The sequence below is a fragment of the Bifidobacterium sp. LH_230 genome (genome assembly GCF_056357555.1).
Genome location: NZ_JBKEWJ010000016.1, coordinates 49,282 through 62,673 on the forward strand (window position 1 = coordinate 49,282; position 13,392 = coordinate 62,673).

At 64.2% G+C, this 13,392-nt stretch carries 12 protein-coding genes; 9 read left to right on the plus strand and 3 right to left on the minus strand.

Annotated features, from left to right (window positions below):
* Nucleotides 1-37: 37 nt before the first annotated feature.
* Entirely contained in the window at nucleotides 38-1,147 is a 1,110-nt protein-coding gene (gene sepH / locus AC1A0G_RS08385; protein WP_476528865.1) for a septation protein SepH, read from the minus strand.
* Nucleotides 1,148-1,296: 149 nt separating this feature from the next.
* Between sepH and AC1A0G_RS08390 the strand changes: the two genes are divergently transcribed.
* Genes AC1A0G_RS08390 through AC1A0G_RS08405 form a run of 4 tightly spaced genes read left to right on the plus strand, consistent with a single transcriptional unit; the run spans nucleotide 1,297 to nucleotide 5,041 of the window.
* Complete coding sequence (locus tag AC1A0G_RS08390; RefSeq protein ID WP_476528867.1) at nucleotides 1,297-1,590, plus strand: DUF4193 domain-containing protein; 294 nt, start codon at nucleotides 1,297-1,299, stop codon at nucleotides 1,588-1,590.
* Nucleotides 1,590-2,066, plus strand: coding sequence for a dUTP diphosphatase (dut, locus tag AC1A0G_RS08395; RefSeq protein WP_476528869.1), 477 nt, complete (start codon nucleotides 1,590-1,592; stop codon nucleotides 2,064-2,066). Before AC1A0G_RS08390 ends, dut begins: the two co-directional genes overlap by 1 nt.
* Nucleotides 2,067-2,126: 60 nt before the next feature.
* Nucleotides 2,127-4,469, plus strand: coding sequence for a RelA/SpoT family protein (locus AC1A0G_RS08400; protein WP_476528871.1), 2,343 nt, complete (start codon nucleotides 2,127-2,129; stop codon nucleotides 4,467-4,469).
* A gap of 35 nt (nucleotides 4,470-4,504) precedes the next feature.
* On the plus strand, nucleotides 4,505-5,041 hold the full coding sequence (locus tag AC1A0G_RS08405; RefSeq protein ID WP_476528873.1) for a peptidylprolyl isomerase: 537 nt from the start codon (nucleotides 4,505-4,507) through the stop codon (nucleotides 5,039-5,041).
* A gap of 92 nt (nucleotides 5,042-5,133) precedes the next feature.
* Here the strand turns inward: AC1A0G_RS08405 and AC1A0G_RS08410 are convergent, their stop codons facing one another.
* The gene (locus AC1A0G_RS08410; RefSeq protein ID WP_476528875.1) at nucleotides 5,134-5,322 is read right to left on the minus strand and encodes a hypothetical protein; all 189 of its coding nucleotides are present in this window, start codon (nucleotides 5,320-5,322) and stop codon (nucleotides 5,134-5,136) included.
* A gap of 239 nt (nucleotides 5,323-5,561) precedes the next feature.
* The gene (locus AC1A0G_RS08415) at nucleotides 5,562-6,395 is read right to left on the minus strand and encodes a Cof-type HAD-IIB family hydrolase (RefSeq protein WP_476528876.1); all 834 of its coding nucleotides are present in this window, start codon (nucleotides 6,393-6,395) and stop codon (nucleotides 5,562-5,564) included.
* A gap of 170 nt (nucleotides 6,396-6,565) precedes the next feature.
* On the opposite strand from AC1A0G_RS08415, the gene AC1A0G_RS08420 reads away from it, so the two are divergent.
* The 5 genes from AC1A0G_RS08420 to pflA all read left to right on the plus strand — a co-directional run bounded on the left by AC1A0G_RS08420 (nucleotide 6,566) and on the right by pflA (nucleotide 13,351).
* Nucleotides 6,566-7,714 (plus strand): M20 metallopeptidase family protein, encoded by a 1,149-nt coding sequence (locus AC1A0G_RS08420; RefSeq protein ID WP_476528877.1) that lies wholly within the window; start codon nucleotides 6,566-6,568, stop codon nucleotides 7,712-7,714.
* A 92-nt stretch (nucleotides 7,715-7,806) separates the two neighbouring features.
* Complete coding sequence (locus tag AC1A0G_RS08425; RefSeq protein WP_476528879.1) at nucleotides 7,807-9,504, plus strand: NAD+ synthase; 1,698 nt, start codon at nucleotides 7,807-7,809, stop codon at nucleotides 9,502-9,504.
* 51 nt (nucleotides 9,505-9,555) lie between these two features.
* Complete coding sequence (locus tag AC1A0G_RS08430; protein ID WP_476528881.1) at nucleotides 9,556-9,765, plus strand: hypothetical protein; 210 nt, start codon at nucleotides 9,556-9,558, stop codon at nucleotides 9,763-9,765.
* 242 nt (nucleotides 9,766-10,007) lie between these two features.
* The gene (pflB, locus tag AC1A0G_RS08435; RefSeq protein WP_476528883.1) at nucleotides 10,008-12,380 is read left to right on the plus strand and encodes a formate C-acetyltransferase; all 2,373 of its coding nucleotides are present in this window, start codon (nucleotides 10,008-10,010) and stop codon (nucleotides 12,378-12,380) included.
* A gap of 89 nt (nucleotides 12,381-12,469) precedes the next feature.
* Nucleotides 12,470-13,351: a pyruvate formate-lyase-activating protein gene (gene pflA / locus AC1A0G_RS08440; protein ID WP_476528885.1), complete on the plus strand. Its 882-nt coding sequence runs from the start codon at nucleotides 12,470-12,472 to the stop codon at nucleotides 13,349-13,351.
* Nucleotides 13,352-13,392: the final 41 nt, after the last annotated feature.

Consider the following 13,392-nt stretch of genomic DNA (forward strand, 5'->3'; position numbering starts at 1 on the left):
CGCGCGCAACCGTTACCCGGACCGGAAAGACCGTCGTCTACTCGCCGAACAGTATCTCGTCCCAGCTGGGCATGGGGGAACGACCGGACTTGCGCTTTTCCGGTTTCGCAAACGGCGGCCGATCGGTGGCATCTCCCGCCGAAGACTGCTGGGAGGTCGCCATTGGGTCCGCTGCCTGATCGGCGGCGGCTGCGTCGGCCGGCACGGAGGATGCGGCGGACTCGTTCTCGGACGTTTCGGACGTCGTGCGCGTATCGGCCGGTGCGTTTGACGCAGCGCTGCCGGAATCGGCGGGATTCGACGATGAGACGTCCGCCGAGGCCGCCGTGACGGGTCCGGCGATGAGACGATCGCCGCCTTCGGGGGACGGGTCCCAATGCGGCGGGTCCCACAACGGTGCGCGAGGGGCGGTCTGCTGCGGCCGGTCCCCGTCGTTCCACTGGGACACGGCGCGCTCGATGCGCGCCGAACGCAGCGAATCGCCCGGCAGATCGCCGTTCGCCGTCAAATCGGTCAACGTGTCACGGCCGATGGCCTCCACGGCATAGGGCACGCCGACGGTGTCGGTGCGTTCGCCCAGCAGCTGCTTCGCCGTCGCGTTGACGCACGCCACCGTGTTGCCGTGCATGTTCCACGTCCATTCGGCCCGCATCGCACGGCCCGACACGGAGAACGTGGCGACGATCCGCCACGGTTCCAGCCCGCGCCGGGTGGCCTGCCAGTTCAGCGTCTCCATGCCGATCCTCGCCGTGGCCAGCGTATGCTCGATCAGTTCCGAAATGGTGCGCATACGGCTGTTCTTCGGCGCGGGAACCGTCAGGAACTGGTCGATCGCATACTGCTTCTCGGTTTCCACGGCGGCGGAGAAGCGACGTACCAGCGCTTCGCTCAGCCCGTAGCGTTCGGCGACCTTCTGCGGGTCGGCCCCCGCGCGGATCAGCGACTGGATCTGCGAGATCGGCAACGTCGCCGAGGTCTGCGGCTGCACGGGCCGCGATTCGGAACGGATCTGCTTGGCTTCGAGAATGGCGCGTTCCAGCGTGTCGTCCACGGCGACGGAAAAACGTGAGGCTCCGGCCGCGAACACGAGATCGCCGGTGTCATCGACATGGTCGAAATGGGCTTGCTCCAGCGGATTTTCAGGCATTCGCACCACTTTCCTCGTCCAACGGGCCAACTGTTTCTATTGTGCCCCACGTGTCGTATTTTACGAGTATTTCGAATCGTGTATCCTATGCCGAGTAAAAGTCATGTATTCTATGGCGCAGAAGAAGTCACTTCGACGAAAGGATCACGATGGCTCAGGATTACGATTCCCCTCGTAACAAGGACGAGGACGAGGAGTCCCTGCAGGAGCTCGGCAAGGGATCGCAGAACTCCTCCAGCGATATCGACGACGACGAGAACGCCATCGCCGAGGACTATGAGCTGCCCGGCGCCGATCTGAGCAACGAGGACGCTTCGGTGACCGTCATCCCGATGCAGGGCGACGAGTTCATCTGCTCCGAATGCTATCTGGTCAAGCATCGCAGCCAGCTTGCCTACACCACCGACGACGGCCAGCCGGTCTGCAAGGAGTGCGCCGCCTGATGGCGATCGACGAGACCTACAACGAACCGGAAACCGTCGAGGTGCTGGTCAAGTCCCTCGACCCCGATCATCCGGCCGAACTGTTCTACGCCCATGCCGGCGATGCCGGCGCCGATCTGCGAACCACCGAGGCGGTGACGCTCAAGCCGTTCCAGCGTGCGCTCGTGCCCACGGGCGTGGCTATCGCGCTGCCCGCGGGATACGTCGCGCTCGTGCATCCGCGTTCCGGACTGGCCGCCAAGCAGGGCGTCACCGTGCTCAACGCGCCCGGCACCGTGGATGCGGGATACCGCGGCGAGATCAAGGTGCCGCTCATCAACCTTGACCCCGAGCATACGGTCGAGTTCAAGCCCGGAGACCGCATCGCGCAGATGGTGATCCAACGCTACGCCCAGGCGACGTTCATCCCTGCGGCCACGCTGCCTGGATCGGATCGGGCCGAGCGAGGCTTCGGATCGACCGGCGTGTCGTCGTGACCGTGCACCGGCGCGCGGTGAAGAGAGTAGGATAAACACATACACGAGAGAGGTGGGATCATGGCGAACGCAGAAGGCGAATATGCGGCGGCACGGAAGCTGGGTTGCGAAATCAGCGATGATCCGGTCAATCCGCTCAAGCCGATCATGGAGGCGTGCCGGTTCCACCATCCGGGCGAGGATCTGTCCATTCTCGAACGTGCCTACCGTCGCGCCGTGACCCAGCATGCGCCCCAGCGGCGCAAGTCCGGCGAGCCGTACATCATCCATCCTCTCGCCGTAGCCCAGATCCTCGCCGATCTGGGCATGGGGCCGCTCGTCGTGGCGGCCGGTCTCCTGCACGACACGGTGGAGGACACCGATTACACGCTCGACGAATGTCGTGCAGAGTTCGGCGACACGGTCACCGGTCTGGTCGACGGCGTCACCAAACTCTCGAAGATGGAGTACGGCGATTCGGCGCAGGCCGAGACGATCCGCAAGATGGTCGTCGCGATGAGCCGCGACGTGCGCGTGCTCGTCGTCAAGCTCGCCGACCGCGTGCACAACGCGCGCACGTGGCGGTATGTGAAGACGTCCGGTGCTCAGAAGAAGGCTCGTGAGACGCTGGACGTGTACGCACCGCTCGCCAACCGCCTCGGCATGAACGCGATCAAGACCGAGCTTGAAGAGCTCAGCTTCAAGGTGCTCTATCCGAAGATCTACAACGAGATCGTCGTGCTCGTCGCTCGTCGCGCCGGCCAGCGCGACGTATACCTCAAGCAGATCCTGGCGGAGATCAACGAGGATCTCGGCGCACAGCACATCAAGGCGTACGTGACCGGCCGTCCGAAGGACTATTTCTCGATCTACCAGAAGATGATCGTACGCGGCCATGATTTCTCCGACATCTACGATCTGGTCGGCGTGCGCATCATCGTCGACACGATCCAGGACTGCTATGCGGCGCTCGGCGCGGTCCACGCCCGTTGGAGCCCGGTTCCGGGGCGGTTCAAAGATTACATCGCCATGCCGAAGCTCAACATGTACCAGTCGCTGCACACGACGGTCGTGGGGCCGGGCGGCAAGCCGGTCGAAATCCAGATTCGTACATGGGACATGCACCGGCGCGCCGAATTCGGCATCGCCGCGCACTGGAAGTACAAGGAGAACGGTCAGGCCGGCCGTGCGCTGAGCTTGCCGGACAAGTCCGATCTCAAACGCGGCAGCGGCGAGAACGCCGAGAACCAGGAACTGAGCGAGGCGGACAACCTCAAGTGGATCCAGCAGCTTGCGGATTGGACTTCCGAAACCCCGGACTCCAACGAGTTCCTCGGCTCGCTCAAGGAGGATCTCGGCGCGGCCGAAGTGTACGTGTTCACGCCGAAGGGCAAGATCGTCTCCCTGCCGGCCGACGCCACACCGGTGGACTTCGCGTACGCCGTGCACACCGAGGTCGGCCATCGCACGATGGGAGCGCGCGTCAACGGACGACTCGTGCCGCTCGACACGAAGCTCGAGAACGGCGACACCGTCGAGGTGCTCACGTCGAAGTCCGAAACGGCCGGGCCGTCGCGCGACTGGCTGAGCTTCGTCAAAAGCCCGAAGGCCCGCAACAAGATCCGTCAGTGGTTCTCCAAGGAACGCCGCACCGAGGCGATCGAGGAGGGGCGCGACGAGCTGACGCGCGCCATGCGCAAGCGCAACCTGCCGATCGCCACGCTGCTCACGCCGAGCGCGCTGGTCGGCGTGGCCGACGAGCTCAACTTCTCCAGTCCCGACAACCTGTTCGCCGCGATCGGCGACGGGCAGATCTCCACGCAGAACGTCATCGCGCACCTCGTCAAGGACGCGGGCAGCGACGAGGTGGATGAGGAGGTCGAGCAGGAGGCGCTGCCGCTGCGTCAGGTGGAGTCCACCAAGAAGACCACCAGCTCCCTCGGCATATCCGTCAAGGGCGTGGGCGACGTGTGGGTCAAGCTCGCTCGATGTTGCATGCCGGTGCCGGGTGATCCGATCGTCGGCTTCATCACGCGCAATCAGGGCGTGTCGGTGCATCGCGTCGACTGCCAGAACATGATCGATCTGAAGAAACGCCAGCCCGAACGTGTGGTGGACGTGCAGTGGACCAGCACCAAGGGCCTGTTCATGGTCAAGATCCAGGTCGAGGCGCTGGACCGCCAGCATTTGCTGTCCGACGTGACGCGCGTGCTCGCCGATCATGGCGTGAACATCATCTCCGGCGCGCAGGCCACCGGCCGCGACCGCGTGGCGATCAGCCAGTTCAGCTTCGAAATGGCCGATCCGCAGCATCTGAACCGGCTGCTTGCCGCCGTGCGCAAGATCGACGGCGTGTTCGACGTGTACCGTATCACCGGCACCAAGGAATCGCAGGAGCCGAGGCTGCGCAAGATGCAGGAGTAGCCGGTAGTCTGCGGCGTCTGTAAGACTGTACCGTTATGACTACTATTGCTATGCACACCTCCGAAGGTGACATCAAGATCAACCTGTTCGACGACGAGACGCCGATCACGGTCAAGAACTTCCTCGGCCTGGCCACCGGCGAGAAGGAGTGGGCGGACCCGTTCACCGGCCAGCCGTCGCACGAGCCGTTCTACAATGGCCTGACCTTCCACCGCATCATCAAGGACTTCATGATCCAGGGCGGCTGCCCGCTCGGCAACGGCACCGGCGGCCCGGGTTATGATTTCGACGACGAGATCGTCCCCGGTCTCAAGTTCGATCGTCCGTATCTGCTCGCGATGGCGAACGCCGGTCTGCGCCGCGGTCGCGACGGCAAGATCCACGGCACGAACGGCTCTCAGTTCTTCATCACCACCGTGCCGACCCCGTGGCTCGACGGTCATCACACGATCTTCGGCGAGGTCGCCGACGACGAGTCCAAGAAGGTCGTCGACAAGCTCGAGGCCGTGCCGACCGACCGTTCCGACGCGCCGCTCGAACCGGCCATGATCGAATCGATCGAAGTGCTGTAATGCAAACCGTCGACCGGACGTTTCCGGTTGGGTGATCGTCACGCAAGCTCCCGTTCCGCGGGAGCTTGCCGCGTATAGGGGCCGGTTTGCCGTCAGCGCGCGTACACCGTGGGGGAGCCGGTCAGCCGTTCGCGGGCCGACTGCGGAATGGTCCGGAACTGCCTGACGATGCTTTCCACCGTCGTCTCCGAGGTGACGTTGCCGTTGCGGTCGTAACGTCGTGCGTTGCTGGTGCGTGCCACCTGCGCCAATGCGGGGCGCCGCCTGTGTGCGAACCACATGATTGCCTCGATTCCTGGTAAAGATCGTTCGTTCTCCGACGGTTTCCATCATGGCCGACTCGGTCGTGACGCACCATCGGGGACATTCCCCATTCTTCCCTGAATCGCAGCCGCCCACCCTCATCCGCATGGGTGATCTTCCGCGTCGTTTCCCATGCGGAAGAATCGACCGTCATCCTGCGGGATGATCGGCGATTCGATCCTCGCTTTGTACGAAGTCTGGGCGGATATCGGAGCGTTCACAGTACGTTGAAGTGCAGCAGGGCGTTCATGATGCCGTCGTGGTCGACGTCGTCGGTGATGTAGTCGGCCGCATGTTTGGCCGGTTCGGTGGCGTTGCCCATCGCCACGCCGATCCCGGCGAACTTGAGCATCGCCGCGTCGTTGCCGCCGTCGCCGAACGCGATCGTCTGCTCGCGCGTCCACCCGTAATGGCGCATGAATCGCTTCATGCCCTCGGGCTTGCCGCCATCGGCTGGAATCAGATCGGTGAAATCGGGATGCCAGCGCACGCCCTTGACGTTGCGGCACAGAGCCGTCACTTCGGCCTCCTGTTCCAACGTGATGTACGGGCTGATCTGGAACGTCTCGATGCTCATCGCCCGCTCGTGCGGATCGTCCACATGCACGGCCGGCGCGGTCTTGCCCAGCTGCGCCCATGTGCGACGCATCGCATCGGTGATCTGGTTGAAGTACACGTAGTCCTTCTCGCAGAAGTTCGCCACCACGTCCGGATGCGCGTCCAGCCAGCGGATGATCGTCGCGATATCGTCCTTGTCCAGCGACTGCTTCTCCAGAAAACCGTGGTCGTCGAAGCAGTACTGGCCGTTCAGGCCGACGATGCCGTCGAACCTCACCGGAATCGTGTCGAGCACGACCGTCATATGCGAAGGAGCACGGCCGGTGCAGATGAACACCTTCACACCGCGATCCTGCAGCCGGTGCAGCGCGTCGACGGTGGAATCCGGCACGACATGCGTGACGAAACTGGTCAGCGTGCCGTCGATGTCGAAGAACGCGGCGCGGATGTCGCCGCCGTCGGGAAGCCGGACACCGGCAGTTGGATCGATCATGGTCATGGCAACACCTCCGCCTCACGCAACGAAAAACCTACCGTCCAGTGTACGGTCCAGCCGTCCCGAGGCGGGATGCGGCGGCACGTCGTATGATGGGGGCGTTGCGGCAAACGCCAATCCGCAATCGCCAAGGGCAACGGCCGGCTGCCGAGTCACAGGGGAACATCATGGTCGAACACATCACCGTCGGCGACGATCTGATCGCCATTCGCCACTATCTGCACGAGCATCCCGAACGCAGCTTCGAGGAGCATGACACCACCGCCTACCTGAAGCGCCAGCTAGAGGACCACGGCATCGCCGTACTCGACACGCCGCTCGAAACCGGTTGCGTCGGCCTGATCGAAGGTGCGCGTCCCGGTCCGCGCATCGCGCTGCGCGCCGACATCGACGGACTGCCGATCCGGGAGGAAAGCGGGTTGCCGTTCACCTCGCTCAACGACGGCGTGATGCACGGCTGCGGCCACGACCTGCACATGAGCGGGCTGCTCGGAGCCGCCTTCTGGCTCGCCGACCACCGCGAGAAGATCGCCGGCAGCATCAAGATCGTGTTCCAGCCGGCCGAGGAACTCGGCCTCGGCGCTCGCACGATGGTCGAGGCCGGCGTCGCCGACGACGTCGAGGCGATCATCGGCACGCACAACAACCCGAACTACGCGCCCGGCCAGATCGCCGTCGGCCCTGAGCCGATGATGGCCGGCTGCGTCAAGTTCAAGGTGACTTTGCACGCGCAGGGCACGCACGCCGGCTATCCGCAGAAAGGCACCGGCCCCATCGAGGCGCTCGCCACGATGATTCTCGCCCTGCAGACCATCGTCAGCCGCAACATCTCCCCGTTCCACGCGGTCGTCCTGTCCATCACCGAAGTGCACGGCGGCCACGTATGGAACGTGGTGCCGGCCGAAGCCGGATTCCAGGGCACCGTGCGCTTCTTCGACACGGACGACGAGACGCTGGTCCACCACCGTTTCGAGGCCGAAGTCAAGCACACGGCCGAAGCGTACGGCATCGACGCGGACGTGGACTGGGACTGCATCCAGATCCCGTTGGTCAACGACGCGCCGCTCGCCGAGGCGGTCGCAGCCGACGTGCCGCAATACGCCACGCTCAAACCGATCCGTGCCAGCATGGCGGGGGAGGACTTCGTGGAGTTCGGCGTCAAATCGCGGCTGGTCTTCGCGTTCATCGGCTCGAACGGACAACCCGGATGCGCCGACTGGCACAGCCCGCGGTTCGTCGGATTGGACGAGGCGGTCGAACCGGCCGTGAACTTCTACGTCAACGCCGCGCTGCGCGTGCTCGACGAACTGCGATAGCCGGTGCGCATCCCCGACGGGACGTCGCGACGGACACGGCAAAGCGAGCATCCATCGCGTTGCGGTAAAACACGCGCATTACACTAGGCACCATGACACAGATTCGTTTCGCACTCGCCCAGATCGACACCTGCGTCGGCGACCTCGACGCCAACGCCGACAAGATCATGCAATACGCCCATCGTGCCGCGCAAAGCCACGCGCAGGTCGTCGTCTTCCCCGAAATGACCCTCACCGGCTACCCGATCGAAGACCTCGCCCTGCGCCGCACGTTCCGCAAGGCCGCATGGGACAAGGCCAACTGGCTTGCCACCGAACTGGCCGCCGACGGTCTCGGCGACCTGTACGTGGCGGTCGGCACGGTCGGCACCGACCACGCCTCCGACAAGCCGCGCAACCGCATGGTCGTCCTGCACGACGGCGTGGTCTGGGCCGGCTACGACAAGCACTTCCTGCCCAACTACGGCGTGTTCGACGAATTCCGCATCTTCACCGCCGGCGACCGATCCGTCGTGCTCGACGTGGACGGCGCCCGCATCGGCGTGGCCATCTGCGAGGACATCTGGCAGGACGGCGGCCCTGTCGCCGAACTCGCCGGCCGGAACATCGACGTGCTCATGACCATGAACGGTTCGCCGTACGAGGAGGGCAAGACGCACGTGCGCCACGAGCTCGCCGTGCGCCGCGCCGCCGAAGTGCACGCGCCCGTGATCTACGTCAACCAGGTCGGCGGCCAGGACGACCTCGTCTTCGACGGCGGCAGCTTCGTCGTCGACGCGGACGGCACGATGCTCGTGCGCTCGCCGATGTTCATGGAACACCTCGCCTTCTTCGACCTCGACACGACGGCCGAACACCAGCGACCGGGCGAGATCGTACCGACGATGGACCCGGACGAGGAGGTGTACACGGCCTGCGTGCTCGGTCTCAAGGACTACATGGCCAAGAACCACTTCCACGGCGTGTGCCTCGGCCTGTCCGGCGGCATCGACTCCGCGCTCGTGGCCGCAATGGCCGCCGACGCGGTGGGCGGCGAGCACGTGCAGGGCATCTCCATGCCGTCCATGTACTCATCCGACGGCTCCAAGGACGACGCGGCCGACCTCGCCGCCAACATCGGCGCGAAATACGACATCCAGCCGATCGAACCGCTGTTCAACGCCTACCAGCAGCAGCTTCACCTCGAAGGCGTGGCCGCCGAGAACCTCCAGGCGCGCATCCGCGGCGTCATCGTCATGGCCTACTCGAACTCGAAGGGCCTGCTCGCGGTGGCCACCGGCAACAAGTCCGAACTCGCATGCGGCTACTCGACGATCTACGGCGACGCAGTCGGCGGATACGCGCCCATCAAGGACCTGCTCAAGACCCGCGTATGGGAGCTGAGCCGCTGGCGCAACCGTGCGGCCGCGGCCGGCATGGGCATCGGCGGACTGCATGTCGTCGGCAACGAGCAAGGCGATCCCGGCAGGCCGTTGCCCGGCGGCGTGATGATCCCGGTCAACTCGATCGAAAAGGCGCCGAGCGCCGAACTGCGCCCCGGACAGAAGGATTCCGACTCGCTGCCCGAATACGAACTGCTCGACAAGGTGCTTGCCGCGTACATCGAGCACGCGCACGGTCGTGCCGACCTGTTGGCCGACGGCTTCGATGAGAAGACCGTGGACACCGTGATGCGACTCGTGGACCGCGCCGAATGGAAGCGCCGCCAGTACCCGTTGGGCCCGAAGGTCACCGCGCTCGCGTTCGGCCGCGACCGCCGTCTGCCGGTGACGAACGCGTTCCGCGAGTAGTATCCGGGAGCGCGTGAGCGGTACCGGAGCAATAGTCTCGAAGGAGATGTCATGACCGACAAGGAATGGTATTTCAACACCGTCACCGAACAGCCCGAACTCGGCAAGCTATCGCCGATCGGGCAGCGCATGGGACCGTACAAGACCAGGCAGGATGCGCTCGACGCATGGAAGATCGTCAAGGAGCGTAACACCGTGTGGGACGAGCAGACCCGCGAATGGAACAAGTGGGGGTCCGGCCACTCCGGCGACGACCAGTAGACGATGACGACGGATACGCAGGGAGGGCAGTCGGCATACGCTGATTGCCCTCCCTGCGTATTTCGGGAGAAAAGACGGCGAAAGGACGGGCGTCGCCGTGATGTCCGGTGAGCGGTCACACAAAGAATGTGAGATAGCTCACTGCCGATTTCAGCGCTTTTTCAGATTCGTTCAACTACAATTCATAACTGACAGAGGCAACGACAAGGATGCGTTGCACCGCCACGACACCAAGGAGTGACATGACAGCAGTTGAGAACGCAGTCTCCCAGGAGGAGCTCGAGGCCCAGGCTTGGGCCGGATTCACCGAGGGTAACTGGCAGAAGGATATCGACGTCCGCGACTTCATCCAGAAGAACTACACCCCGTACACCGGCGACGAGTCGTTCCTCGCCGACGCCACCGAGAAGACCAAGCACCTGTGGAAGTACCTTGACGACAACTACCTTGCGGTCGAGCGCAAGCAGCGCGTCTACGACGTGGACACCCACACTCCGGCCGACATCGACGCCTTCCCGGCCGGCTACATCGAGTCCCCGGAGATCGACAACGTGATCGTCGGTCTGCAGACCGACGAGCCGTGCAAGCGCGCCATGATGCCGAACGGCGGCTGGCGCATGGTCGAGCAGGCCATCCGCGAGGCCGGCAAGGAGCCGGACCCGGAGATCAAGAAGATCTTCACCAAGTACCGCAAGACCCACAACGACGGCGTCTTCGGCGTGTACACCAAGCAGATCAAGATCGCCCGCCACAACAAGATCCTCACCGGTCTGCCGGATGCCTACGGCCGCGGCCGCATCATCGGAGACTACCGCCGCGTGGCCCTGTACGGCGTCAACACGCTGATCAAGTTCAAGCAGCGCGACAAGGACTCCGTGCCGTACCGCAACGACTTCACCGAGCCGGAGATTGAGCACTGGATTCGCTTCCGCGAGGAGCACGACGAGCAGATCAAGGCCCTGAAGAAGCTCATCAACCTCGGCAACGAGTACGGCCTCGACCTGACCCGTCCGGCGCGCAACGCGCAGGAGGCCGTGCAGTGGACCTACATGGGCTACCTCGCCTCCGTCAAGAGCCAGGACGGCGCCGCCATGTCCTTCGGCCGCAACTCCGCGTTCTTCGACTGCTATATCCAGCGTGACCTCGACAACGGCACGCTCGACGAGACCGGCGCCCAGGAGCTCATCGACAACATCGTCATGAAACTGCGCATCGTGCGCTTCCTGCGCACCAAGGACTACGACGCGATCTTCTCCGGCGACCCGTACTGGGCGACCTGGTCCGACGCCGGCTTCGCCGACGACGGTCGTCCGATGGTCACCAAGACCTCGTTCCGTCTGCTCAACACGCTGACCCTCGAGCACCTCGGACCCGGCCCGGAGCCGAACATCACCATCTTCTGGGATCCGAAGCTGCCGGAAGGCTACAAGAAGTTCTGCGCCAAGATCTCCATCGACACCTCGGCCATCCAGTACGAGTCCGACAAGGAGATCCGCGCCCACTGGGGCGACGACGCGGCCATCGCCTGCTGCGTGTCCCCGATGCGCGTCGGCAAGCAGATGCAGTTCTTCGCAGCCCGCGTCAACTCCGCCAAGGCCCTGCTGTACGCGATCAACGGCGGCCGCGACGAGATGACCGGCATGCAGGTCATCGACAAGGGCGTGATCGAGCCGATCGCCCCCGAAGCCGACGGCACGCTCGACTACGAGAAGGTCAAGGCCAACTACGAGAAGGCCCTCGAATGGCTGTCCGAGACCTACGTGATGGCGCTGAACATCATCCACTACATGCACGATAAGTACGCGTACGAGTCCATCGAGATGGCCCTGCACGACAAGGAGGTGTACCGCACCCTCGGCTGCGGCATGTCCGGCCTGTCGATCGCGGCCGACTCGCTGTCCGCCGTCAAGTACGCCAAGGTGTACCCGATCTACAACAAGGACGCCAAGGACCTGCCGGGCCATGAGTACGAGTACGTCGAGGGTGCCGATGACGATCTGGTCGTCGGCTACCGCACGGAAGGCGACTTCCCGGTCTACGGCAACGACGACGACCGCGCCGACGACATCGCCAAGTGGGTCGTCTCCACGGTCATGGGCCAGGTCAAGCGCCTGCCGGTCTACCGCGGCGCCGTCCCGACCCAGTCCATCCTGACGATCACCTCCAACGTGGAGTACGGCAAGAACACCGGTTCCTTCCCGTCCCGCCACAAGAAGGGCACCCCGTACGCCCCGGGCGCGAACCCGGAGAACGGCATGGACTCCCACGGCATGCTCCCGTCGATGTTCTCGGTCGGCAAGATCGACTACAACGACGCGCTGGACGGCATCTCGCTGACCAACACGATCACCCCCGACGGCCTCGGCCGCGACGAGGACGAGCGCATCAACAACCTCGTCGGCATCCTTGACGCGGGCAACGGCCACGGCCTGTACCACGCCAACATCAACGTGCTGCGCAAGGAGCAGCTCGAGGATGCCGTCGAGCACCCGGAGAAGTACCCGCACCTGACCGTGCGCGTCTCCGGCTACGCGGTGAACTTCGTCAAGCTCACCAAGGAGCAGCAGCTCGACGTGATCTCCCGTACGTTCCACCAGGGCGCCGTCACCGAGTGACGATCCCGGCGTGAGCACCACGCGGCAGTAACCAGTTGAAAGGGGTGGAGCGCCATGCTCCACCCCTTTCTCGATGAAGGAGGACAACGATGCCCGACAACACGCAATTCCGCACCACGACCCGGCACATGCTCAAGGAGTCGAAGACCTACGCCTCGCAGACGCTGATGGGCGGACTGTCCGGCTTCGAATCGCCGATCGGCCTCGACCGTCGCGACCGCATCGAGGCGCTCAAGACCGGCGACATCGGATTCGTGCACTCGTGGGACATCAACACCTCCGTCGACGGCCCGGGCACGCGCATGACCGTGTTCATGTCCGGCTGCCCGCTGCGATGCCAGTACTGCCAGAACCCCGACACGTGGAAGATGCGCGACGGCCAGCCCGTGTACCTGGACGCGATGATCAAGAAGGTCGCCCGCTACGCCGACCTATTCAAGGCCACGCACGGCGGCATCACGTTCTCCGGCGGCGAGTCGATGATGCAGCCCGCGTTCGTCTCCCGCGTGTTCCGCGCCGCCAAGGAGATGGGCGTGCACACCTGCCTCGACACGTCCGGATTCCTCAACAGGAACTACACCGACGAGATGATCGACGACATCGACCTGTGTCTGCTCGACGTCAAGTCCGGCGACGAGGAGACGTACCACAAGGTCACCGGCGGCCTGCTGCAGCCCACCATCGACTTCGGCCAGCGCCTCGCCAAGGCCGGCAAGAAGATCTGGGTGCGTTTCGTGCTTGTGCCCGGACTCACCTCATCCGAGGAGAACGTCGAGAACGTGGCCAAGATCTGCGAATCGTTCGGCGACGCGGTCGAGCACGTCGACGTGCTCGGCTTCCACCAGCTCGGCCGGCCCAAGTGGCACGAACTGCGCATCCCCTATCCGCTCGAGGACCAGAAGGGACCGAGCGCCGCACTGAAGAAGCGCGTGATCGAACAGTTCGAATCGCACGGCCTGACCGTCTACTGATCGATTGAGAGGATGGCGCTTCGCGCGTGCCAGCATCTTTC